The organism is Marinovum sp. E3 (genome assembly GCF_055755275.1).
Genome location: NZ_CM146908.1, coordinates 2,558,704 through 2,582,329, shown reverse-complemented (window position 1 = coordinate 2,582,329; position 23,626 = coordinate 2,558,704). Strand labels below are relative to the sequence as shown.

The following is a 23,626-nucleotide window of genomic DNA, read 5'->3' as shown; positions in this document are numbered from 1 at the left end:
GCGGGGGGCAGGTCACCTGCTGCAACCGCTGGGGCCTGGTTATCGAAATGCTGATTGAAGCTTTCACCTATGCTCAATTAAATGGCGACGAGGTCTGCGCTATAGATCATTTTGAACATGCCTACGCGAAGGCTTATTCGGCCCCGCTTGGATATTCCCCATTCACCATGCCGGACTATCGCGACGGGTTCGATCACGAACGAATGATGGAACTGCTCCTTCGCACTTAACTCCTCGACATCAGTAACAAGACATCAGGCCCGCTTCAGCGGGCCTTTTTCTTTGCAAGCCCTCCGGTGTAGGTGCGCATGCTTTTGATGTCAGTGCGCACGCTTTTCCCTGACCGGAAAAAGGGTGTCCATTTAACTGAATGAAAACAGTTGGTTGCAGTGTGGTCGAATCACCCTCTATCGCTGGATGCGCACGCTTTTGGTGATTTGGCACATGTTGCCACGCATGGCCACGCCGCTGCGTCACGTGCGCCGAGTGGCCTGCGCCGCCGAGAGCGCAGTCAGCTTTCCGGCGAATAATGGGCGAGGAACATGTCCACGCAATCGGCTATGACGCTGCCTGCGTTTTCACCGGCCCGCGTTCCCAGCAGGAATTGCGGCCAGACCAGGAAATGCTTGACCATCGACAGGAGCTGACCGGCCGCGAAACCGGGCTCGCCCTGCCGCAAGGCGCCCGCCTGCATGGCCTCTGCGATCAGCCCCGAGATCGGGCCGTCCTGCAAGGCGGCCTTGTCAAAGAAGGCGCGCGCCAGCACCTGGTCGCGCAGAAGCTCGGACAGCACCAGCCGGTTCAGCCCCATGTAATGCTCACCAGTCAGATGCGCGATGTAATCCTCCACCGCCGCGATCAACTGCGCGCGCAGCGGCGCCTCCGGGTGATAGCGCAGCCTGGGTGCGGCCGCGATCTCGTCGAGAAGGATGTCGGTGATGGCCTGAAACAACACCTCCTTGCTTTCGAAATGCTTGTAGAGCGTGCGCTTCGACACTTCCGCCAGTTCAGCGATTCGGTTCACCCGCGCGGCGGGAAAGCCCTGCTCCCGGAACTCCTGAATCGCCGCATCAAGAATATCTTTTCGTTTCTTTTCAGTCAGTTTCATCTCTTTTGCCCGGCTTGGATCGAAAAATGTAAACATCAGGGTTTACACATATCGCTGCCGCTTCTATGTAAACACCAAGGTTTACCAACGCAAGCGCCACGGCGCGAAAGGAGCCAGGATGAAATACAAGCAACTCGGACAGACCGGCCTTTACGTCTCGGAGCTGACACTGGGGACGATGACCTTTGACACCGAGGGCGGCAGCTATGCCGGGTTGATCGGCGCCACCGGGCAGGATCTGGCCACCCGCATGGTCGACCTGTCGATCGAGGCGGGGATCAACATCTTCGACACCGCCAATGTCTACAGCTCGGGCGTCTCGGAAGAGATGCTGGGCCAGGCGCTCGGCGCGCGGCGGCAGGACGTGCTGATCGCCACCAAGGTCTACAACACCATGACCACCGGGCCGAACGATCTGGGCACCAGCCGGCTGGCCATCATGCGCGAGGTCGAGGCCAGCCTGAAACGGTTGGGCACCGATTACATCGATCTCTACCAGGTGCATAATTTCGACATCACCACGCCGCTGGAAGAGACGCTGCGCGCGCTCGACGATCTCGTCCGGCAGGGCAAGGTGCGCTACATCGGGCTGTCGAACTTTGCCGGCTGGCAGATCGCCAAGGCCGATGGCATGGCGCGGCTTCTGGGCACCGAGCGGTTCTGTTCGGCCCAGTCCTACTACTCACTCGTCGGTCGCGAGCTGGAGCGCGAGATCCTTCCGGCGGCGATGGATCTCGGCCTCGGCACCTTTATCTGGAGCCCGCTGGCCAGCGGCTTTCTGAGCGGGAAATACACCCGTGACAGCGAAGCTTCGGGGCGCCGGGCCAACTTTGACTACCCGCCGATCGACAAGGATCAGGGGTTCGACATCGTCGACGTGCTGACGGACATCGCCGAAGCCAAGGCCGCCTCGGTGGCGCAGATCGCGCTGGCCTGGCTGCTGCACAAGCCCGGCGTGACCAGCGTCATCGTCGGCGCCCGCAAGGAGGCGCAGCTGGCCGACAACCTCGGGGCCGCCAACATCGTGCTGAGCGAAGAGGAGATGGCACGGCTCGACACGGTAAGCGCGCTGAAGCCTGAATATCCGGGGTACCTGCCGACGTGGAGACGCGGCGACACCCTGTTCGGCATGCTCGACGACTGAGCGAAAAACATCGCGGCCTTCACCGGGCGCCTCTCACACCAAGGATGACCCCCATGAAAGACACTCAATTCGGCCCCGAGGGCTGGACGCCCGAGCGCCTCGGCGACCTCAGCGGCAAGACCTATGTCATCACCGGCGCCAACGCTGGCGCCGGCTTTCAGGCGGCACGTATCCTGCTGGGCAAGGGCGCGGAGGTGGTGATGCTGAACCGCAGCGCCGAGAAATCCGCCGCTGCCGTGGCTGAGCTGAAGCAGGAATTCGGCGCCGACGCCCCGGCGCGCTTCATCCGCATGGACCTGGCCGAGCAGGCCTCTGTCCGCATGGCTGCCGAAGAGGTGCTGAGGACCACCCCGCGCATCGACGCGCTGATCTGCAACGCCGCCATCGCCCAGGTGCCGACCCGCAAGCTGACGCCCGACGGCTTCGAGAGCCAGCTCGGCACCAATCACTACGGCCATTTCACCCTTTGCGGCATGCTCTTCGACCGCATCGAGGCGTCGAAAGGCCGGATCGTCGTCGTCGCGAGCCTCGGCTACAACATGGGGCTGAAGACCATCCGTTTCGAGGACATGAACTGGGACAAGGGCTATGGCCCGAATTCCGCCTATTCGCAGAGCAAGCTGGCGCAGATGATGTTCGCCTACGAGCTTCAGGACCGGGCGCAGGCCGCCGGCCGAAAGGTCGCGGTCAATGTCTGCCATCCCGGCTCGTCCCGCACCTCGCTGATCTCGACCAGCGGCGGCTGGGCCACCCGGATCATCTTTGGCCTGATGTCGCTGTCGCCGATGGTGCAATCGGCCGAAAAGGGCGCCTACCCGGAGATCATGTGTGCCACCGAGGACGGCCTGCAACAGCGCGCGCTTTATGGCCCCACCGGTCGCATGGAATTCGTGGGCCCGGTCGGCCAAGGCACGCTGGAGCCGCACGCCCATGACAAGGCAGTAATGGTCAAGCTCTGGGAGCGGAGCGAGCAGGACACCGGTTTCACCTGGGCGTTGTGACACCCGCGTGGCGCCGATCCCTAAAACGAAGGGCAGAACCATGGACATCTTGAAAACAGCGACGGAGTGGACGCGAGCCGAGATGCTCTCTTCCACCGTCTTCATCCTTTTCGCGCTGGCATTTCTTTTGGCCAGCCTGGGGTTCTGGCAGATGGGCAGAACCGATGTGGCGCGGGCCTATGTCATCCCCATGCTGATCGCCGGCACATTGATCCTGATCCTCGGGCTTGGATTGTTCTTTCTCAGTCAGGCCCGGCTGACCGGATTTCCGGCGGCTTATAGCGCCGATCCTGCCGGTTTTCTCACCGCCGAGATCGCGCGGGCCGACAAGGTGCTGAACGACTACCGCATCGCCGTTTATCGCATCTTCCCGGTGATCATCGTCCTCTGTGCCGTCTTGATCCCGTTTCTCGCGGGGCCGATCTGGCGGGCGAGCCTGATTACCACCATCGCCGCGCTGGCGGTCGCCCTTGTGGTCGACACAAACGCCGATGCGCGGCTGCAAGCCTATCGGGCGCAGCTGTCCCTGGCGGGGGCGTCCGGCTGAGGCATTGCGGCTGCGCCGGGCGCCGCGCTCGGGGCGGCCGCTCTGGTGACACACTCCCCGGCGGGGCCTTGCCGCCGGCGAGATGCGGCTCTAAGCCTGCGGCATGCGTATCCTGGAGAATGTCATCACCGACCGCGGATCGAAATACGCGGTCTCGGGCGGGCCCTGTACCTCGGCGGCGGAGGCCAAGGCCTTTATCAAGGCGCTGTGCCGCAACAAGAAATTCGCCAAGGCCACGCATAACACCTGGGGCCTTCTGACCGAGGATGCGCCGCTCAAGAACGACGATGGCGAGGCCGGGGCGGGCATGGTCATCTTGCGGATGCTGGAGCGGGAGCGGCTGCACAACCACATTATCGTCGTCACCCGTTGGTTCGGCGGCAAGCACCTGGGCGGAGATCGCTTTCGCCACGTGCAGGGCGCGGTGCGGATCTATCTCGACGATCTGGGGACGTCCTGACCGCGCGAGCATCGCCACGGCGACCGCTCTTCGCAGCCGGATGCAATCCGTGTTATGGCATCCGGCGTGCGCCGCGGGGGGCACGTTTTCGGGCCTTGCGGAGCCAATCGACAGATGGACAAGCTTTCCGTCATGCACGCCTTCCGGCGCATTGTTGAACGCGGCAGCTTTGCACGCGCGGCCGAGGATCTCGGCGTTTCGCCGGCGCTCCTGAGCCGCGAGATCAAGCTGCTGGAGGAAAGCCTCGGCAGCATGCTTCTGACCCGGACAACCCGGTCGATGTCGCTGACCGAGGCGGGGCGCTTGTACTACGACGAGGCGAGCGGCATCCTCGAGGCGGTGACCGGGGTCGAGGCCCGCATCCGCGCCGGCGCCGGCGCGGTGCGCGGGCACCTCAAGGTCAACGCCTCCAGCTCTTTCGGCCAGGCCGTCATCGCGCCGATGCTGCCGGGGTTTTTCGCGGCCTATCCCGAGCTTCGGGTCACGCTCTCGCTGGACGACCGGATCGTCGACATGGTCGAAGGCGGCTTCGACCTGTCGATCCGCATTCGCGCCGTCCTGCCGGATTCGGCCTTGCTGGCGCGCAAGATCGGCAGCATCCGGCAGAGGATCTTTGCCGCACCCGCCTATCTTGACCAGGCCGGCCGCCCCGAGACGCCCGAGGATATCGCCGGCCACCGGGTCGTCGGTTTCCTGCTGGCCGATCACCTGAGTTCCTGGTCGCTGCACGGCCCCGCCGGCCATCGCACGATCGAGCTTGATCCGCCTGTCCGGGTCGGCAACAGCCTGGTGCTGCGCGATCTCTTGATTGCCGGGCAGGGGCTTGGCACCTTGCCGGATTTTGTCTCGAAGGAGGCCGAGGCGCGCGGCGCGCTTGTCCGGGTGCTGCCGGAGTGGGAGCTTCCGGCGCCGGAGGTCTTTGCCGTGACCGGCTCGCGGCTGGGCATGGATGCCAAGGTCACCGCCTTTCTCGATCACCTGCGCGTGGCCATGACCGCCTGACATTCTTCAGCCGGCGTAAAGAATGAAGTGAAAACCCGCCGGTTATTCCGGCCCGCCGCCGGCGCCATTCTCTTGGACAGCGAAACCGCAAACCCCGAGAGGATACCATGACCCGCGTTCTTGTTCTTTATTACTCCAGCTACGGCCATGTCCGCGCGTTGGCACAGGCCGAGGCCGAAGGCGCACGGAGCCAGCCCGGCGTGCAGGTCGATCTGCGCCGCGTGCCCGACACCGTGCCCGAGGAGATCCGCCGATCCGCCGGCTTTGTCGCCGATGACACCCCGGTGGCGGCGCCGGCTGATCTCGAAGCCTATGACGCCATCATCTTCGGCACGCCGACGCTGTTCGGCATGATGGCCGGGCAGATGAAATCCTTTCTCGATCAGGCCGGCGGGCTCTGGGCGCGCAACGCGCTGGTGGGCAAAGTCGGCGCCGTCTTCGCCTCGACCGGCTCGCAGCATGGCGGGCACGAGGCGACGTTGCTCTCGACGCAGATTCCGCTTCAGCACTTCGGCATGCTGATCGCGGGCATGCCCTATACCTTTGCCGGCCAGACCTCGGCCGAGGGGATCGTCGGCGGCGCGCCTTACGGGGCCGGCACCATCGCCGGCGCGGATGGCGCCCGCACGCCCTCCGAGACCGATCTGGCCGGCGCGCGGTTCCAGGGCGCCCATGTCGCCCGGATCGCCACGCTTCTTTCCGGGGCCGCCCTCGCCGAAGAGGCCGCGTGATGGCTGCGCTGACCGTGGATTTCTTTCATGACGTCGTCTGCTGCTGGTGTTTCAACATCTCGTCGCGGATGCGCGGGCTTGCGGCGGAGTTCGACCTGGATATCCGCCACCGGACCTTTGTGTTGCAGGCGAGCCGGGCGGAAATGGCGGCGCGCTGGGGCACGCCCGAGGACGCGCGCGAAACCATCCTGGGCCATTGGGAGCTGTGCCGGCAGGCCAGCGACCGGCCCGAGCTGGTCGATATCGCGGCCATGCGGGCGGCCCGCTTCGACTATCCCCACGGGCTGATCGCCGCGCAGGGCTGCAAGGCAGCCGAACGGATCGGCGGGCAGGGCGCGCATTGGGACATGTTCGACCGCCTGCAACTCGCGCATCTGACCGAGGCCCGCAATATCGCGGACCGCGCCACCATCTTTCAGGCCGCCCGAGATCTCGGCTTCGATGCGGCGGCCTTTGCCGGGGCGTTCGAAGACCTGGCCACCAGCCATGCGGTAGAGAAAGACCGGCAACTGGCCCGCAGGCTTCAGGTGCGCGCGGTGCCGACGCTTGTGGTCCGTGAGACCGGCGCCCGGCTGGTCAATGGCCCGGCCGAGGATCTGCGCGCCCAACTGCGCGTGGCGCTGCGGCTTGCGGCGTGAAAGGGGGGCAGATGTTTCTTTCGTTGTTCCGGCCCCGTCCGAGCCGTCGCCGCCGCGCTCCGCGTCGCGTGCCGCCCTGTCTGTTGCGCGACCTCGGCCTCTTGCCTGGGCCGGAACGGCCGCGCTTTTCCCATCACTGGCCTTGGTAAACCCCGAACAGGAGACATCATCATGTCGCGCACGACCGATATCCTTATCACGGCGCTGGCCCCTGCCGTCTGGGGCAGCACCTATCTTGTTACCACCGAGGCGCTGCCGGCCGGCTATCCGGTGACGCTGGCCGCGCTGCGCGCGCTTCCGGCCGGGCTGCTGCTTCTGGCGCTGACCCGGTGCCTGCCGCCGCGCATCTGGCTTGGCCGCGTCTTCCTGCTGGGAAGCTTCAACTTCGCGCTGTTCTGGGGGCTGTTGTTCGTCGCCGCCTACCGGCTTCCCGGTGGGGTCGCCGCGACCCTGGGCGCGCTCCAGGCGATGATGGTCATCTTCATGGCCCGTGGCTGGCTTGGCACCGCGATCCGGGTCGGCGCGGTGGCCGCCGCCGCCGCCGGTGTCGCCGGGGTGGCGTTGCTGCTGATCGGCCCCGGGGCCGCGCTCGACCCCATCGGCATTGCCGCCGGCCTCGGGGGGGCCGCGTCGATGGCGGCGGGCACGGTGCTCAGCCGGAAATGGCAGCCGCCGGTTTCCGCCCTCAGCTTCACCGCCTGGCAGTTGACCGCCGGCGGTCTGATCCTTCTGCCGCTGGCGCTGATCGTCGAGCCGCCTCTGCCGGCGCTGACGGTCGCCAACCTTGCCGGTCTTGCCTGGCTCGGCCTCATCGGCGCGGCGGCGACCTATGCGATCTGGTTCAGGGGCGTCGCCCGGCTCGAACCCGGCGCGGTTTCCATGCTGGGGATGATGAGCCCGGTGACCGCCGTCATTCTCGGCTGGGTCTGGCTGGGGCAGTCGCTGTCCCCGGTGCAGGGCGCCGGCGCGGTCATCGTCCTTGGCTCGGTCTGGTACGGTCAGCGGGCGAACCGGGTCCGCGCTGCGCCGGGGGCGGACCGCGGGGCCGCTCGCCTGGCCCGAGCCTGACTTCGACCCGGGGGAACTATCGTCCAAGACATCGCATCTAGGGGTCGAGCGGGAATTCGCTCTGCACCCGGTCGCGGGCGTCGCGCAGCGCGGCGTCCAGCTGCGGCCTGACGGCCGCGAAGCGCAGGGTCGGAACCGGAACCGAGATCGCGTGATAATTGCCGCTGAGGTCGCGAAAGGCAAAGCCCGCCGCAGAAATGCCAGGGGTGTGCTCGTCGATGTCATAGGCCAGGCCGGTTTCGCGGATCTCGGCGAGCTTGCGCAGCGTCGCCTGGCGGTCGCTGACGGACAGCGCGCGGGCGGTTTCCTGTTCGATCAGGCGCAAGGCCTCGTCATCGGTCATCAGCGCCAGGCAGGCGCGGCCGTTGGCGGTGGTCGACAGCGGAAAGACCTCGCCCACCGAGGACACCGTGCGCAGCCGGTGCAGGCCGGGCACCTGATCGAGAAAGATCATGCTGCCGTTGCGCAGCACCGCGAGATCGGTGGTTTCGCCGGTTGCCTGCGTCACCTCGTTGAGGATCGCGCGGCAACGTTCGACGATGTTGAAGTTCGCGGCTTCGGCAAAGGCGCCAAGCTCCGGCCCGAGCCGGATGCCGCCGCCTTTCGGGTCCTGGATGATGAACCGCTCTGCGGACAGGGCGCCGGTGATTCGCTGTACCGTAGAGCGGGGCAGGTCGACCCGCGTGGCGATCTGGCCCAGGCTGAGTCCGCCACGTTCCTCTTTGAGAACCCTCAGTATGGCCGCCGCGCGGGCAATGACCTGAATGCCGGAACGGTCTTTTTTGTCTTTTTCTTCAAGCATGTATCATCTGATCCCTTTGCATTCTTCCGGCGTGCGCGCCCAGTGCTGATATAAATTTATGTATCGCAATGCGGTGCACGTCAACCGCATTGTAGGTTTTTTGTTGACCGCATCGTGGTCGATACGTACCGTAATTCGGGACAGAGGGAGGAGCTCTCTGCAAAGTTTTAAGCCAACCGACACCGGCCCTCGCCGGTGAACAGAGAAGGTGAATCCGATGGTCGAGATCCGCGGAATCGAGTTTCAGGCAAATACCGACAACGACATGGGGCTGGAGTTCTACAATCTCAGCCACCGCTTCGGGTTTCAGAACCCCAACTGGCCGTATTTCCAGGATACCAAGATCGAACGTATCCACTACATGGCGAAATCCGGCGTGTTGAGCCAGCGCATCACGACCACGATGCATGCCACCACCCATATCGACGCGCCGGCCCATGTGGTGCAGGGCACGCCCTTCATCGACGAGGTGCCGCTGCCGCATTTCTTCGGCACCGGCCTGGTGGTGTCGATCCCCAAGAAGAAATGGGAGCCGATCACCGGCGAGGATCTGGAGAAAGCCTGCGGCCATGCGATCCGCAAGGGCGACGTGCTGATCATCAACACCGGCTGGCATCATGATTACGAGGACGGCGATTACTTTGCCTATTGCCCCGGTCTGGTGTCTTCGGCCGCCGAATGGATGGTGGAAAAGGGCGTCAAGGTCGTGGGCCACGACACCCAGGCCAACGACCACCCGCTGGCCACCGCGATCGGCCCGCAGCGCAACGGCCCGTTGCTGCCGCATCTGGAAGAGGAATACCGCGAGTGGTCCGGCGGCAACGACTGGAAAGACGATTTCCCCGAATGGGAGCCGGTGCACAACATCCTGTTCAAGAACGGCATCCTCGGCATCGAGAACGTCGGCGGCGACCTTGACGCGGTGACCGGCAAGCGCTGCACCTTCGCCTTCTTCCCGTGGAACTGGGATCGCGGTGACGGCTGCATCATCCGCCTGGTGGCGATGATCGACAAATCCCAGGGCTTCCGCATCGACGACGGCGCCGAATTCTGAACGCTCCCTGACTGGCCGCCGGGGAACCGGCGGCCTCTTTTCCCGAGTGCCAAGGAGGAGAGGCATGATGATGTTCAAGGCGAAGACACTCCCGGGCCTGTTGCTGGCCGGCCTGATCGGGGCCTCCGTGGCGGCAGAAGAGGCGCAGGGCGATTTCGTGGTGACCCTGCTGGGCACCGGCGTGCCCGATCCGCGGATCGACCGGTTCGGCGGCAGCACGCTGGTTCAGGCGGGTGGGCTCAACCTGGTGTTCGATGCGGGCCGCGGCGCTATGCAGCGGATCGACCAACTGAACATCGTGCCTGCCGCGATCGACCATATCTTCCTGACGCATTTCCATTCCGATCATACCATCGGCCTGCCCGATCTTTGGCTGACACCCTGGCTGCCGCCTCAGGGCCGCCGCGAGGAGCCGCGCACCATCACCGGTCCGGTCGGCACCAGGCAGCTGACTGAGGGGCTGACGCTGGCCTACGCCGAGGATCACCGCATCCGCATCGCCGATGCCGGGCTGAACCCGAAGGGCGTCGAATGGGACGTGACCGAATTCACCGAGGACGGCCCGGTGTTCGAGGAGAACGGCGTGACGGTCACCGCCTTTGCCAATTTTCACGGCGAGCATCTCGATCCGTCCTACGGCTATCGCATCGACTTTGACGGCCGCGCCGTCGTCATCAGCGGTGACACCAAGCCGAACGAGAATGTCGTCGAACACGCCACCGGCGTCGATCTGCTGGTGCATGAGGTTGCGATGGCCGATCCCAAGATCGCCGAGCGCCCGCCGATCAAGGTGATCATGGGCCACCACACCGACCCGACCGAAGCCGCCAAGATCTTCACTCGGACCCGACCGAAAATGGCCGCTTTCACCCATTTCGTCTTTCTCGGCCAGGGGCCCGGCCGCCCGGATGCCGGAGACGTCATGGCGGAAGCGAAGGCGGGCTACGACGGTCCGATGATCGACGGAGTCGACCTGATGCAATTCGTGATTGGTGACACCGTCGAAGTCATCGATCCCCGCGAAGGAAACTAAGCCATGCACATCAAACGTTTCAAGGATGCGCAGCCCTACGAGGCGCCCAATCATTTCGGCTGTCACGGGCTGCGGCTTCAGGGTTTTGAGGAGGGTGGGCCGAAGAACCAGTGGCTCGGCTACAGCCAGTTCCTGCCGGGCGGCGGCGCCGGCCCCGACAGCACCCCCTTCGAGAAGGTCTACGTGCTGCTCGAAGGCGAGATGACGGTGATCATCGACGGCAAGGAGACGGTGCTGCGCCGGATGGACAGCTGCACCATCGCGCCGGGCGAAGTCCGCAAGATCGAGAACCGCAGCAACGACACCTGCAAGATGCTGGTTGTCATTCCCTACCCCCCGGAGGTGTGAAATGAACGCGATGACGAACCCCCTTTCCATGTTCGACGTCAAGGACAAGGTGGCGCTGATCACCGGGGCCTCGGGCGCCTTCGGCATGGTCGCCGCGCGCATCCTCGCCGGGGCCGGATGCAACCTTGTCCTGGCCGCCGGCAACCAGGCGGCATTAGACGCGATCGCCGAGGAGTGCCGGGCGCTGGGGGCGGCGGTCTGCGCGGTCAATACCCGGCCCAGCGACGAGGGTGCCTGTCAGGCGCTCGTTGACGAGGCGGTGAACACCTTTGGCCAGCTCGACATCCTTGTTGTGGCCTCCGGCATGAACAAGGTCGCACCGATCAACGATATGGCGCCCGAGACCTTCGAGAGCGTGATGGACGCCAATGTCACGCAAAGCTGGCTGCTGGCCCGCGCCGCCGCCGGGCAGATGAAGGCGCAGGGGCAGGGCGGCAAGATCGTGCTGGTGTCGTCGGCGCGCGGGCTGCTGGGCCATCCGGCCGGTTACACCGCCTATTGCGCCTCGAAGGCCGCGACCGACGGCATCACCAAGGCGCTGGGCTGCGAGCTTGGGCCGACCGGCATCACCGTCAACGCCATCGCGCCCACCGTCTTCCGTTCGCCGCTTACCGCCTGGATGTTCGAGGACACCGAAAAGGCCAAGGAAGTCCGCAAGGGCTTCCTCGCCCGCGTGCCCAAGGGCCGGCTGGGTGAGCCCGAAGACCTGGCCGGGCCGCTGCTGTTCCTCGCCTCCAAGGCATCAGATTTCTACACCGGGCATATCCTTTATGCCGACGGCGGCTATACGGCGGGCTGAGCGATGGTTCCCAAGAAGCAACAGATGGCCGTCATCGGTGCCGGGCTCATGGGCCATGGCATCGCGCTCACCCTGGCGCGCGCCGGGCAATACGTGACGCTCACCGACCCGCATGAAGAAACGCTGAAATCCGCGCCAAAGCGGATTTCGGACAGCCTCAAGTCGCTGGGCGCCGCGGAAGACGAAATCGCCCGCGCGCTGAAGATGATCGAGCTGTGTTCCTCGGTGCGGGCGGCGGTGAAAGAGGCGGATGTCGTCTTCGAGGCGGCGCCGGAGAAACTCGACCTGAAGCGCAAGATTTTCGCCGAGGTCGAGGAGCACGCCCCAAAGGAGGCGGTGCTGGCGTCGAATACCTCGGTGATCCAGATCACCAGGATCATGGAAGGGCTGAACCTGCGCGAACGGGCGCTGGGCACCCATTGGTGGAACCCGCCGCACATGATCCCGCTGGTCGAGGTGATCAAGACCGAGTGGACCGACGCTGCCGTCGCCGACCGGATGATGGCGCTCCTGGCCAGTGCCGGCAAGACGCCGGTGATGGTGGAAAAGGACGTGCCGGGCTTTATCGGCAACCGGCTGCAACATGCGCTCTGGCGCGAGGCGGTGAGCCTGGTGGAACGCGGCATCTGCGATGCGGAAGCGGTGGATACCGTGGTGAAATCCTGCTTCGGCCGGCGGTTGGCCGTGCTCGGTCCGCTGGAGAACGCCGATCTGGTGGGCACCGACCTGACGCTCGATATTCATGAAAACGTGCTCTTCGACCTGGAGAGCCGGCAGGGGCCGTCGCCCTATCTCAGGCAACTCGTGCAAGAGGGCAAGCTCGGGATGAAAAGCGGCGAGGGGTTCCGCACATGGACCGAGGCCGAGGCCGATGCGGCGCGCGCCCGGGTGGGCCGTCACCTGACGAAACTCGACGGCATTCTCGACTAGGTCAGCAAAAAGCCGGTGGGAGACCGGCGCAAGGGAGGAACCAATGAACAAGTTCAAGACACCATCACGGCGCGGCTTTCTGGCCGGGGGCACGGCGCTTCTGGCGGCCCCGGCCATCCTGCGCGGCACCCGCGCCTATGCCCAGACCCCGACGCTGAAAGTCGGCCATGTCAGCCCGCGCACCGGCCCGCTGGCGGGCTTTGCCGAGGCCGACGATTATGTCCTGGCCGCCGTGGCCGACGCCTTTGCCGGCGGCATCGAGAACAATGGCAAGACCTGGAACATCGAGATCATCTCGAAGGACAGCCAGTCCAATCCCAACCGCGCCGCCGAAGTGGCCGCCGACCTGATCCTGGGTGACGAGGTCGATATCATCGTCGCCGCCTCGACGCCCGACACGGTGAACCCGGTGTCGGATCAGGCCGAGATCAACGAGGTGCCCTGCATCACCACCGACTGCCCCTGGCAACCCTATTTCTTTGGCCGCAACGGCGTTCCTGGGCAGGGGTTCGATTACACCTATCATTTCTTCTGGGGCCTCGAGGACGTGATCGGCGCCTTCCTCGACATGTGGGACCAGTCGGGCGTGCAGAAGGTCGTTGGCGGGCTGTTCCCGAACGATGCCGATGGCAATGCCTGGGGGCATCCCGAGCTGGGCCTGCCGACACCGCTGGCCGCCGCTGGCTACGACCTGACCGATCCCGGCCGCTACCAGCCGCTGACCGATGATTTTTCGAACTACATCAACGCTTTCAAGGAGGCGGGGGCCGAGATCGTCACCGGCAACATGATCCCGCCCGATTTCGCCACCTTCTGGGCGCAGGCGGCGCAGCAGGGCTTCAATCCCAAGGTCGTGACCATCGGCAAGGCGCTGCTCTTCCCTTCGGTCATAGAGTCGCTGGGCGATCGGGGAGACGGGCTTTCCTCCGAAGTCTGGTGGTCGCCGGATCATCCCTTCGCCTCGTCGCTGACCGGCGCGTCGGCCAAGGCGCTTGCCGAGGGATACACGGCAGCCTCGGGCCGGCCCTGGACCCAGCCGATCGGTTTCAAGCACGCGCTGTTCGAAGTGGTCGCGGATGTCGTGCGTCGCGCTGCGGATCTCGAGGATTACGAGGCCATCGCCGCCGCGATCCCCGAGACCAGGCTCGACACCATCGTCGGCCCGGTCGACTGGTCGAACGGCCCGATCAACAACGTCACCAAGACGCCGCTGGTTGCCGGCCAGTGGCAGAAGGAAGGCGAGGGCTTCGACCTCAAGATCGTCGCCAATTCCGCCGCGCCGGATATCCCGCTGACCGGCGAGCTGAAGCTGCTCTGAGTCCAAGGGGCGGCGGCATCCCGCCGCCCGACACCGCGCAGGGGAGACCCCGATGACGCAGATATTGCAACTCGACGGCGTGTCGAAAGCCTTCGGCGCCGTGACCGTCGCTGACGACCTGAGCTATGGGCTCGAAGAGGGTGAGGCGCTGGGCGTGCTGGGGCCGAACGGGGCCGGCAAGACTTCGATGTTCAATCTGATCACCGGCACTTTGAAGCCGGACGCCGGGCGCATCACCTTTGCCGGCGACGACATCACCGCGCTGGGCGCCGCCCGCCGCTCGCGCTCGGGCATTGCCCGCAGCTTTCAGGTGCCACAGCCCTTCACCCACATGACGGTGTTCGAAAATGCCATGGTGGCGGCGACGCAATCGGCCGGGCTTGCGGGGCGCGAGGCCGAGCGGCTCTGCATCGAGGTGCTCGACCAGACCGAGCTTCTGGACAAGGCCAATGACCGGGCCGGGGGGCTGACGTTGCTCAACCGCAAGCGGCTCGAACTGACCCGCGCGCTCTGCGCGAAACCACGGCTCCTGCTCCTTGACGAGATCGCCGGCGGGCTGACCGAGGCGGAATGCACCGCGTTGATCGCCACCATCAAGTCGATCCACGCCAGCGGTGTCTCGATCATCTGGATCGAACATGTGGTGCATGCACTGATGGCCGTGGTCGAACGGCTGATCGTGATCGATTTCGGCCGCAAGATCGCCGAGGGCGAGCCAAAGGCGATCATGGACAGCCCCGAGGTGCAGGAAATCTATCTGGGGATCGAAGCCGATGCCTGACCCAATTCTCAAACTGAACGGTCTCGATGCCTTCTACGGCGATTTCCAGGCGCTCTATGGCGTCGAGCTGAGCGTGCATGAGGGCGAGGTTCTGGCCATCATCGGCGCCAATGGCGCGGGCAAGACAACCATGCTGCGCTCGATCTCCGGGCTGATCACCAATGACGCGGCGCAAATCTCCTATCGCGGCCAACAGATCGGCAATGCCCGCCCCGACGTGGTGGCGCAGATGGGGCTGGCGATGGTGCCCGAGGGCCGGCAGCTTTTCCCGTCGCTCTCGGTCGAGGAAAACCTGATGATCGGCGGCCGGGTGAACCGCAAGGGGCCGTGGAATCTGCGCCGTGTCTATGACCTTTTCCCGATCCTCGAAGAGCGGCGCGCGCAGGCCTCGACCTCGCTCTCGGGCGGTCAGCAGCAGATGGTCGCCATCGGCCGCGCGCTGATGTCGAACCCGGATCTGATCATGTTCGACGAGATCAGCCTCGGCCTCGCGCCGGTCATCATCCGCGACATCTACAAGGCGCTGCCGGGGATTGTCGGCGGCGGCATGTCGGCGGTGATCGTCGAGCAGGACATCACCAAGGCGCTGGCGGTCTCGTCCCGCGTCTATTGCCTGCAAGAGGGCCGGGTGTCGCTCGAAGGCAGGTCCGACACCGTTTCGCGCGACGAGATCGCGCGCGCCTATTTCGGAGTGGAATGACATGGATTTCGTGAACGCCCTGGTTCAGGGCACGCTTCTGGGCGGGCTTTATGCCCTCTTCGCCGCCGGGCTCAGCCTGATCTTCGGGGTCATGCGGCTGGTCAATATCGCCCATGGCGACCTGATCGTGCTGGCCGCCTACCTCGGGCTGACGACGACGGTGGCGCTGGGGGTGCATCCGTTGGTCGCGCTGATCGTGGTGGTGCCGGCGATGGCGGGCATTGGCTATGTGCTGCAACGGGCGGTGCTGAACCACACGCTGGGCGACGACATCCTGCCACCCTTGCTGGTGACGTTCGGCCTGTCGGTCATCATCCAGAACGCTTTGTTGGAAGGCTACAGCGCCGACCCGCAGAAGATGGACGCAGGCGCGCTCGAGACCGCCTCGGTGGCACTTGGCCCGCTGTCGCTGGGGGTGCTGCCGCTCCTGACCTTCGCCATTGCCGTGGCGGTGATCGCGGGGCTGCAATGGTGTTTCTACCGCACGCCACTGGGCCGCGCCTTTCGCGCCACCTCGGACAATCAGGACATCGCCCAGCTCATGGGGCTGAACAAACGCCATGTCTTCGGCCTCGCCATGGCGCTGGCGCTGGCGGTGACGGCGGTGGCCGGCATTCTGCTGGGCATCCGCACCAGTTTCGACCCGTCGGTCGGCGGCGGGCGCCTGATCTTCGGCTTCGAAGCGGTGATCATCGGCGGGCTGGGCAACCTCTGGGGCACTTTGGTTGGCGGCGTGATCCTCGGCGTGGCCCAGACCGTGGGCGCGACGATCAACCCGGGCTGGCAGCTTCTGGCGGGCCATATCGCCTTTCTCGTCATCCTTGCCGTGCGTCCCAACGGCCTGTTCCCGAGGATCTCGGCATGAGCACTGACATTCGCATAAGCCGCACCTCCAACGCTGCGAAAGTGGCCGCCGTTCTGGGCGCGCTGATCGTGGTGATCCTGATCGCCGCACCCTATTGGGCGGGCCGGGCCGACCTGCGGCTGATGGGCGAGATCTTCCTCTACCTCGCGCTGGCCTCGCTCTGGAACCTGCTGGCGGGCTATGCCGGGCTGGTCTCGGTCGGGCAGCAGGCCTATGTGGGTTTCGGCGGCTACATGCTGTTTGCGCTGACCATCTTTGCGGGCCTGCCGCCGCTGGTGGCCATCGCCTTGGCGGGTCTGCTGGGGGCGCTGATCTCGATCCCCGTCGCGGCGCTGATCTTTCGCCTGCGCGGCGCCTATTTCGCCATCGGCACCTGGGTCATGGCCGAGGTCTTCCGGCTGGTCTTTGCCCAGGTCTCGGCGCTGGGCGGCGGATCGGGCACCTCGCTGCCCACCGATATCGTGCGTTCCATGGCTGACGGCCGTTCGGCGCGCGAGGCGCTGTCTTACTGGCTGGCTCTGGGCGCGGCGCTCATTGTCGTCACGGCCGTCTACCTGCTGCTGCGCTCGCGCAAGGGGCTGGCGCTGACCGCGATCCGCGACAATGAACTGGCCTCGGCCTCCCTCGGGATCGACATCTGGCGCACCAAGTTCTTTGTCTATGTCGTCACCTCAGGCCTGACCGCCATCGTGGGGGCGCTGATCTTCCTGCAAAAGCTGCGGATCTCGCCCGATGCCGCCTTCAGCGTCAACGACTGGACCGCCTTTGTCATCTTCATTGTCGTCATCGGCGGCATCGGCACCATCGAGGGCCCGATCATCGGCACCATCGTCTTTTTCCTGCTGCGCGAAACCCTGGCCGATCTGGGCACCATTTACCTGATGGTTCTCGGCCTTGTGGCCATCGTGGTGATGTTGAAGGCGCCGCAGGGGGTCTGGGGCTTCATCCGACACCGTTTCGATCTGCAACTCTTCCCGCTCGGCTATCGCGTCGAGCGGTCCAAAGACAGTTAAGGAGGCCGCCATGGCTCGCCAGAAGACAATCATCACCTGCGCCGTCACCGGGGCGATCCACACGCCCTCCATGTCGGATGCGCTGCCCTATACCTATGACGACATCGCCACCCAGGCCGTTGAAGCGGCCGAGGCCGGCGCCTCGATCCTGCACCTGCACGCCCGCGACAACGAGACCGGCGCACCCTCGGTCGATGTGAAGGACTTCCAGCCCTTCCTGCCGCGCATCAAGCAGGCGACGGATGCGGTGGTGAACATTTCGACCGGCGGTTCGCTGTCGCTGTCGATCCAGGACCGGATCACCCCGGCCAAGACGTTTTCGCCCGAGATGTGTTCGATGAACATGGGGAGCATGAATTTCTCCTTCCACCCGCTGGCCAAGCGCTATGGCGACGACGACTGGAAATTCGACTGGGAGAAGGAGTATGTCGCGGGTTCCGACGGCAATATCTTCCGCAACACCTTCCGCGACATCAAGGAGGCCGCCGACACGCTGGCGCCGCATGACATCAAGTTCGAGCATGAATGTTATGACGCCGGTCACCTCTACAACCTGAAATTCTGCATGGATATCGGGCTGTTCAAGGCGCCGGTTTTCATCCAGTTCATCTTTGGCATCCTCGGCGGCATCGGCCCCGAGGTCGACAACCTGGTGTTCATGAAGCGCACCGCCGACCGGCTCTTCGGCGACGATTACCGCTGGTCGGTGCTGGGCGCGGGCGGATCGCAGATGTCGCTGGCCACCACCGCCAGCCAGATGGGCGGCAACGTGCGCGTCGGGCTGGAGGACAGCCTGTTTCTGTCGCGCGGCAAGCTGGCCGAGAGCAACGCCGCGCAGGTCGCCAAGATCCGCCGCATCGTCGAGGACCTGGGCTGCGAGGTCGCCACGCCGGACGAGGCGCGCGAGATCCTCGCGCTCAAGGGCGGCGACCGGGTGAATTTCTGAGAGAGCGAACAGATGCCGCGCATAGACCCGCAAGACCCGACACTGAAAGACCTGCAAGGCCTGCACCTCTGGCACGCGCCGATGTCGAGCTGTTCGCAGCGGGTGCGGATCGTTCTGGCCGAGACCGGGCAGGCGTTTGAAAGCCACCTGATCGATCTGGAAAAGGACGAACACGCGAGCGCGGCATATCAGAAGATCCACCCCAAGGGGCTGGTGCCGGCGCTGGTGGACGATGGCGCGCTGATCATCGAGTCGATCGACATCATCCGTCACCTGGCGCGCCGGAATGACGCGCTGGCCGCCACCGCCAAGCCGGAGCTGCTGGAGATGGCGGATGCAGCGCAGCTCGATCTCAAGCTGCTGACCTTCGAGTTCCTGTTCCGTGCCGCGCCACCGCCTCCGCCAGAAGTGGCCGAGGCCTTTCAGGCACGGCACCAAAACGCCTGGCTCAAGCAGTTTCGTCGTGATTTCGCCGCCGGCTTCGACCGGGGCCGCGTCGAGGCCGCGGTGCGCCGGACCGACGCAGGCTTTGCCCAGCTCGACGCGCTCTTGGCGGACGGGCGGGATTATCTGGCGGGCGCGGATTTCTCGCTGGCCGATATTGCCTGGATGCCGAACCTGCACCGGATGGACCTGATGGGCTGGCCCTACGCCCGCAGGCCGCATCTGAAAGCCTGGTTTGACAGGGTCTCGCAGCGGCCGAGCTATCGCTCCGCGCTCGAGGCATGGGAGCATGCGCCGGCGGTCGAGGCCTTCGCGGCCTACACAGCGAAACGCCGGGAGGAGGGCACCGATATCCGCAGCTTTGGCGGATTGGAGGACTGAGGATTGAAGACGGTGTGACCACACCGCAAGCTGGTCGCAAAACGGGAGAGAGAACATGACACTGAAACTTGCACTTGTGGCCTCGGCGCTGGTTGTCGCCGGCAGCGCCGCCACCGCCAAGACCCGGCTCTTGGTCAACTGCTTCTGGCCATCGAGCCATTTCGCCTGTTCCGAGGTGCTGCCCAACTGGATCGACGAGGTCGAGCGCGTGACCGAGGGCCGCGTGACGGGCATCATCCCGCCGAAATCGGTGGCGCCGCCGCCCGAGCAGCTGGCCGCCGTGGAAAAGGGCATCGCCGACGTCTCCGTCATGTTCAACGGCTTTTTCGGCGACGGGGTGCTGGGGCCGAAGGTCGCCATGCAGCCCTTTGTTGCGATCCGCGACGCCGAGACCATGTCCAGGGCGCTCTGGGCCACCAACCAGAAGTACTTCCCCGACGAGATCACCTCGGTACAGCTGCTGTCGCAGTTCGTCATCTCGCCGGGCGAACTCTACAGCCAGACCGACACGCCGATCACCACGCTGGATGATCTGGCCAACCGCAAGATGTGGGTGCTGCCCGGGCCGCTGGCCGCGATCACCAAACAGCTGGGCACCGGCGTCGTCTCGACCCCCGCGGTGAAATCCAACGAGATCATCTCGCGCGGCGTTGTCGATGGCCACCTCGGGCTTGATCCGCAGGCGGTGGAGGCGTTCCAGCTCTTGCCCTACACCAAGTCGACGACGCGATTGTCACAGCCGATCTACGCGACCTCCTTCTCGGTCTTTGCCAACAGCGACAAATGGGCCGAGATCTCGCCCGAGGATCAACAGGCGATCATGAGCGTCTCGGGCGACGTGCTTGGCGCGGCCTTTGGCAAGCGCTGGGACGAGGCGGCGGCGCAGGGCGAGGCTGCCTATGAAGGCGCGGGCCTTCAGGTGGTCATGGCCGATCCGGCTTTCGAACAGGCGCTGATGGAGGCCTCGGCCTTTGTCACCGAAGGCTGGCTCAAGGCGGCCGGCGACACCGGCATCGATGCGCAGGCGGCGCTCGATTTCTACCGCAGCCAGCTTGACGGGGCGATGAACTGATGACCCGGCCGACAGACAGACACGCGGGCGCGGGCGTTCTCGCGCAGATCGTCAGGGGGCTGGAGATCTTTTCCAGCGCCGTGCTGGCGCTCATGATGCTGCTGACTTTCGTCGATGTCGTCGGCCGCTATCTCCTCGGCGCGCCGATCTTCGGGGCGTCGGAAATGATCTCGGTGATGCTGGCGCTGGTGATCTTTGCCGGCCTCGGCATCGCCAATGCCCGCGACAAGCACATCGTGGTCGAACTCATCGACGCCCGCGTCCGCGCCGTGGCACCGCGTGTCTATGACATCGCGGTGCAGGGGCTGTCGCTCTTCGTGATGTGCCTGATCGTCTATGTGCTGTTCGAGGCCGCCCTGCATGCCGCCGAAACGAATTCGCGCACCATCGTGCTGGAATGGCCGCTGTCCTCGATTTTCGGCGTGGTCGCGGCCCTGGCGGCGCTGAGCGTGGTCTGCCAGGTGCTGGGCCTGATGACCGGGGCAGGGCGCCACGACGATCATCTGGAGGATCTGTGATGGCCACCGCATTGATCGGTTTCGCCGCCCTTCTGGGGCTCTGCTTCCTGGGCTTCCGGGTGGGCTTTGCCACGCTGGTGGTGGGCTTCGTCGGCTTCGGTTTGCAACGCGGGTTCGAGGCGTCGCTGGCCATGGTTGGCCAGCAGGTTCTGGAAGACAGCATGAACTACAATCTCAGCGTCATTCCGCTCTTTATCCTGATGGGCGTCTTCATCGTGCATGCGCGGATTTCGAAAGATCTCTACGACGCGGCTTATGCCGGTCTCGGACGTTTCCGCGGCGGGTTGGCGCTGGCCACGGTGCTGGCGGCGGGGGGCTTTTCCGCGGTCTGCGGCTCGACGTTGGCGACGGCGGCGACGATGGCCAAGGTCGCGATGCCGCCGATGAAGACCTATCGCTATTCGGACCGCCTCGCCTCGGGCACCATCGCGGCGGGCGGCACGCTGGGCATCATGATCCCGCCCTCGGTGCCCTTGGTAATCTACGGGCTGATCGCCGAGCAGGACATCGGCCTTCTGTTTATCGCCGGTATCCTTCCGGGGCTCTTGCTGGTCACGCTGTTCATGATCTGCGTCGGCATCGTGGTGCGCCGCGATCCGCTGGCCGCCCCCGAGGCGCCGCCGCTGGAACCGGCGCGCAGGACAGCGGCCATTCGCGGCACGCTGCCGGTGCTGATCCTTTTCTTCGTGGTGCTGGGCGGCATCTATACCGGTGCCTTCACTGCGACCGAGGCTTCGGGCATCGGCGCCTTCGGGGCAGCCGTGATCGCCGTTCTGCGCGGCAACCTGCGGACCTTGGGCGAATGGAAGGACTGCCTGTCCGACGCCACCGTGACCACCGCGACGATCTTTATCGTGCTGCTCGGCGCCATCGTCTTTTCGCAGTTCATCAATCTGAGCGGCATGCCCTATGATCTGCTCGACCTTGTGGACGCATGGGAGCTGTCGCCGTTCCAGCTGGTGCTGTTTGTCTGCGTGATCGCCATCCTGATGGGCATGGTGTTCGAGGCGATCGGCATCCTCGTGCTGCTGGTGCCGGTGTTCCTGCCGGCCTTGCAGATCAGCGGCATCGACATGATCTGGTTTGGCATCCTCGTGGTGCTGGTGTCCGAGATCGGGTTGATCACCCCGCCCATCGGCATGAACGTCTTTGTGGTGAAGTCGGTGCTGCCCGACGTCCGCCTCGGCGCGATCTTCCGGGGCGTGACGCCCTTTATCATCGCGCTGGTCGCGGGGCTGGTTCTCGTCCTGGTGTTCCCGCCGATTGCCACCTTCCTTCCCGGACTGATGAGATAAGTACATGACAAAGATCAAGAACATCCTCTTCATCATGGCCGATCAACTGCGCTGGGATTACCTGTCCTGTTACGGCCATCCGCATTTGGACACGCCCAACATCGACAAGCTGGCCAGCAAAGGCCTGCGTTTCGACCGGGCCTATGTGCAATCGCCGGTCTGCGGCCCGTCGCGCGCCTCGACCTACACCGGCCGCACGGTGTTCAGCCACGGGGCCACCTGGAACCGGGTGCCGCTGCCCCTGGGCGAGTTGACGCTGGGCGACTACCTGCGCCCGCAGGGCGTGACGACGGCGGTGGTCGGCAAGACCCATATGGTGCCCGACCGCGAAGGCATGGCGCGGCTCGGGGTGGAGGCAGGCGGTGACATCGGCATCAAGGTCAGCCAGCCGGGATTCGACCCCTACGAGCGTGACGACGGGCTGCACCCGGATGGCGTGCTCGCGGCCAAGGGGGGCAAGCTGCGCTACAACGACTGGCTGCGTGACAAGGGCTATGCGGGCGACAACCCCTGGGATCGTTGGGCCAATTCCGCCGAGGGACCGGAGGGCGAACTGCTCTCGGGCTGGCATCTGAAGAATTCGAACCTGCCGGCGCGGGTCCGGGAAGAGCATTCCGAAACCGCCTATATGACCATGCGCGCCCGGGAATTCATCGAGGAGATGGGCGATCAGCCCTGGCTCTGCCACCTCAGCTATATCAAGCCGCATTGGCCCTATATCGCCCCGGCGCCGTATCACGACATGTATGGCCCCGAGAGTTTTCTGCCGCTCCATCGCAGCGAGGAGGAGCGCGCCGATCCCAATCCGGTCTATGCGGCATTCATGGGCATGGAGGTCAGCGAGACCTTCTCGAAACAGGGCGCGCGCGAGGTTGTGCTGCCGGCCTACATGGGGCTGATCAAGCAGATCGACGACCATCTCGGGCGGCTCTTTGACTGGCTGGAAGAGACCGGGCGCGATTGCGACACGATGATCGTGCTGACCTCGGACCATGGCGATTACCTTGGCGATCACTGGATGGGCGAGAAAGAGCTGTTTCATGAGTGCTCGGTGCGGGTGCCGCTGATCATCTGCGATCCGCGCCCCGAGGCGGATGCCACGCGCGGCACCGCCTGCGATGCGCTGGTCGAGGCCATCGATCTGGTGCCCACCTTCCTCGAGGCCACCGGCGCGCCGCCGGCCGATCACCGGCTGGAGGGGCGGTCGCTGATGCCGCTCTTGCAGGGCGAGACACCCGAAGACTGGCGCGACGCGGTGCTGTCGGAAATCGACTATGCCTTCTATGCCGCGCGCGAGACGCTGGACGTCGGCCTGTCGGAGGCCCGCGCCTACATGCTGCGCAGCGAGCGGTGGAAATACGTATATTACCGGGGCTTTCCGCCGCAACTTTTCGATCTTGAGAATGATCCCGAGGAATTCCGCGATCTGGGCCGGGATCCGGCCTATCAGGCCGAGCGGGACCGGATGCAGGCGGCGCTGCTCGACCGGCTCACGGCGCGCAAGAACCGGGTGACCATGACCGACGCCGGGGTGCGCGCGATGCGGCGCGACGAAGACGAATCCGGCATCATGATCGGCAAATGGGGGGCGTGAACCGCGCGACGATCAGGCCCTAGGCTGGCCGCGG

At 65.1% G+C, this 23,626-nt stretch carries 26 protein-coding genes; 24 read left to right on the top strand and 2 right to left on the bottom strand.

Annotated features, from left to right (window positions below; translation table 11 throughout):
• Positions 1–511: 511 nt before the first annotated feature.
• On the bottom strand, positions 512–1,108 hold the full coding sequence (locus AC0J5K_RS12595) for a TetR/AcrR family transcriptional regulator (RefSeq protein WP_274565915.1): 597 nt from the start codon (positions 1,106–1,108) through the stop codon (positions 512–514).
• 118 nt (positions 1,109–1,226) lie between these two features.
• Between AC0J5K_RS12595 and AC0J5K_RS12590 the strand changes: the two genes are divergently transcribed.
• The 8 genes from AC0J5K_RS12590 to AC0J5K_RS12555 all read left to right on the top strand — a co-directional run bounded on the left by AC0J5K_RS12590 (position 1,227) and on the right by AC0J5K_RS12555 (position 7,699).
• A complete protein-coding gene (locus AC0J5K_RS12590; protein WP_274565916.1) occupies positions 1,227–2,252 on the top strand; it encodes an aldo/keto reductase in 1,026 nt (341 codons plus the stop codon).
• Positions 2,253–2,305: 53 nt separating this feature from the next.
• Complete coding sequence (locus AC0J5K_RS12585) at positions 2,306–3,253, top strand: SDR family oxidoreductase (RefSeq protein ID WP_274565917.1); 948 nt, start codon at positions 2,306–2,308, stop codon at positions 3,251–3,253.
• A gap of 40 nt (positions 3,254–3,293) precedes the next feature.
• Positions 3,294–3,800, top strand: a complete 507-nt coding sequence (locus AC0J5K_RS12580) for a hypothetical protein (protein WP_274565918.1) — start codon at positions 3,294–3,296, stop codon at positions 3,798–3,800.
• Positions 3,801–3,903: 103 nt separating this feature from the next.
• Complete coding sequence (locus tag AC0J5K_RS12575) at positions 3,904–4,260, top strand: YigZ family protein (protein ID WP_274565919.1); 357 nt, start codon at positions 3,904–3,906, stop codon at positions 4,258–4,260.
• A 114-nt stretch (positions 4,261–4,374) separates the two neighbouring features.
• The gene (locus tag AC0J5K_RS12570; RefSeq protein ID WP_274565920.1) at positions 4,375–5,262 is read left to right on the top strand and encodes a LysR family transcriptional regulator; all 888 of its coding nucleotides are present in this window, start codon (positions 4,375–4,377) and stop codon (positions 5,260–5,262) included.
• Positions 5,263–5,369: 107 nt separating this feature from the next.
• On the top strand, positions 5,370–5,993 hold the full coding sequence (gene wrbA, locus AC0J5K_RS12565) for an NAD(P)H:quinone oxidoreductase (RefSeq protein WP_074838869.1): 624 nt from the start codon (positions 5,370–5,372) through the stop codon (positions 5,991–5,993).
• Positions 5,993–6,631, top strand: a complete 639-nt coding sequence (locus tag AC0J5K_RS12560) for a DsbA family oxidoreductase (RefSeq protein ID WP_274565921.1) — start codon at positions 5,993–5,995, stop codon at positions 6,629–6,631. The genes wrbA and AC0J5K_RS12560 overlap by 1 nt, the downstream gene beginning before the upstream one ends.
• 171 nt (positions 6,632–6,802) lie before the next feature.
• Positions 6,803–7,699: an EamA family transporter gene (locus AC0J5K_RS12555; RefSeq protein ID WP_274565922.1), complete on the top strand. Its 897-nt coding sequence runs from the start codon at positions 6,803–6,805 to the stop codon at positions 7,697–7,699.
• A 37-nt stretch (positions 7,700–7,736) separates the two neighbouring features.
• Here AC0J5K_RS12555 and AC0J5K_RS12550 read toward each other — a convergent pair whose 3' ends face one another.
• Positions 7,737–8,501, bottom strand: coding sequence for an IclR family transcriptional regulator (locus tag AC0J5K_RS12550; RefSeq protein ID WP_048532580.1), 765 nt, complete (start codon positions 8,499–8,501; stop codon positions 7,737–7,739).
• A 217-nt stretch (positions 8,502–8,718) separates the two neighbouring features.
• Between AC0J5K_RS12550 and AC0J5K_RS12545 the strand changes: the two genes are divergently transcribed.
• From AC0J5K_RS12545 to AC0J5K_RS12470, 16 genes are all read left to right on the top strand, one after another.
• Positions 8,719–9,555, top strand: coding sequence for a cyclase family protein (locus AC0J5K_RS12545; RefSeq protein ID WP_074838878.1), 837 nt, complete (start codon positions 8,719–8,721; stop codon positions 9,553–9,555).
• A 64-nt stretch (positions 9,556–9,619) separates the two neighbouring features.
• A complete protein-coding gene (locus tag AC0J5K_RS12540; RefSeq protein ID WP_274565923.1) occupies positions 9,620–10,588 on the top strand; it encodes an MBL fold metallo-hydrolase in 969 nt (322 codons plus the stop codon).
• A 3-nt stretch (positions 10,589–10,591) separates the two neighbouring features.
• The gene (locus tag AC0J5K_RS12535) at positions 10,592–10,936 is read left to right on the top strand and encodes a cupin domain-containing protein (protein WP_074838882.1); all 345 of its coding nucleotides are present in this window, start codon (positions 10,592–10,594) and stop codon (positions 10,934–10,936) included.
• Between the two features lies 1 nt (position 10,937).
• A complete protein-coding gene (locus AC0J5K_RS12530; protein ID WP_048532574.1) occupies positions 10,938–11,735 on the top strand; it encodes an SDR family NAD(P)-dependent oxidoreductase in 798 nt (265 codons plus the stop codon).
• A gap of 24 nt (positions 11,736–11,759) precedes the next feature.
• Positions 11,760–12,665, top strand: coding sequence for a 3-hydroxyacyl-CoA dehydrogenase family protein (locus tag AC0J5K_RS12525; protein WP_274565924.1), 906 nt, complete (start codon positions 11,760–11,762; stop codon positions 12,663–12,665).
• A gap of 43 nt (positions 12,666–12,708) precedes the next feature.
• The gene (locus tag AC0J5K_RS12520) at positions 12,709–13,983 is read left to right on the top strand and encodes an ABC transporter substrate-binding protein (RefSeq protein ID WP_074838890.1); all 1,275 of its coding nucleotides are present in this window, start codon (positions 12,709–12,711) and stop codon (positions 13,981–13,983) included.
• A gap of 52 nt (positions 13,984–14,035) precedes the next feature.
• Positions 14,036–14,764, top strand: a complete 729-nt coding sequence (locus tag AC0J5K_RS12515) for an ABC transporter ATP-binding protein (protein WP_274565925.1) — start codon at positions 14,036–14,038, stop codon at positions 14,762–14,764.
• The gene (locus tag AC0J5K_RS12510) at positions 14,757–15,464 is read left to right on the top strand and encodes an ABC transporter ATP-binding protein (RefSeq protein ID WP_074838895.1); all 708 of its coding nucleotides are present in this window, start codon (positions 14,757–14,759) and stop codon (positions 15,462–15,464) included. The genes AC0J5K_RS12515 and AC0J5K_RS12510 overlap by 8 nt, the downstream gene beginning before the upstream one ends.
• A gap of 1 nt (position 15,465) precedes the next feature.
• Positions 15,466–16,329, top strand: coding sequence for a branched-chain amino acid ABC transporter permease (locus AC0J5K_RS12505; RefSeq protein ID WP_048532569.1), 864 nt, complete (start codon positions 15,466–15,468; stop codon positions 16,327–16,329).
• Positions 16,326–17,342: a branched-chain amino acid ABC transporter permease gene (locus AC0J5K_RS12500; protein ID WP_048532568.1), complete on the top strand. Its 1,017-nt coding sequence runs from the start codon at positions 16,326–16,328 to the stop codon at positions 17,340–17,342. Before AC0J5K_RS12505 ends, AC0J5K_RS12500 begins: the two co-directional genes overlap by 4 nt.
• A gap of 10 nt (positions 17,343–17,352) precedes the next feature.
• A complete protein-coding gene (kce, locus tag AC0J5K_RS12495; protein WP_274565926.1) occupies positions 17,353–18,288 on the top strand; it encodes a 3,5-dioxohexanoate:acetyl-CoA acetone transferase in 936 nt (311 codons plus the stop codon).
• A 12-nt stretch (positions 18,289–18,300) separates the two neighbouring features.
• On the top strand, positions 18,301–19,113 hold the full coding sequence (locus AC0J5K_RS12490; protein WP_274565927.1) for a glutathione S-transferase family protein: 813 nt from the start codon (positions 18,301–18,303) through the stop codon (positions 19,111–19,113).
• 55 nt (positions 19,114–19,168) lie between these two features.
• Complete coding sequence (locus AC0J5K_RS12485; RefSeq protein WP_274565928.1) at positions 19,169–20,185, top strand: type 2 periplasmic-binding domain-containing protein; 1,017 nt, start codon at positions 19,169–19,171, stop codon at positions 20,183–20,185.
• Positions 20,185–20,703, top strand: coding sequence for a TRAP transporter small permease (locus AC0J5K_RS12480; RefSeq protein WP_048532564.1), 519 nt, complete (start codon positions 20,185–20,187; stop codon positions 20,701–20,703). The genes AC0J5K_RS12485 and AC0J5K_RS12480 overlap by 1 nt, the downstream gene beginning before the upstream one ends.
• Complete coding sequence (locus tag AC0J5K_RS12475; RefSeq protein WP_274565929.1) at positions 20,703–21,998, top strand: TRAP transporter large permease; 1,296 nt, start codon at positions 20,703–20,705, stop codon at positions 21,996–21,998. Before AC0J5K_RS12480 ends, AC0J5K_RS12475 begins: the two co-directional genes overlap by 1 nt.
• Positions 21,999–22,002: 4 nt before the next feature.
• Positions 22,003–23,592 carry an alkaline phosphatase family protein gene (locus AC0J5K_RS12470; RefSeq protein ID WP_274565930.1) on the top strand — a complete coding sequence of 530 codons (1,590 nt, stop codon included), beginning with the start codon at positions 22,003–22,005 and terminating at the stop codon, positions 23,590–23,592.
• Positions 23,593–23,626 lie beyond the last annotated feature (34 nt).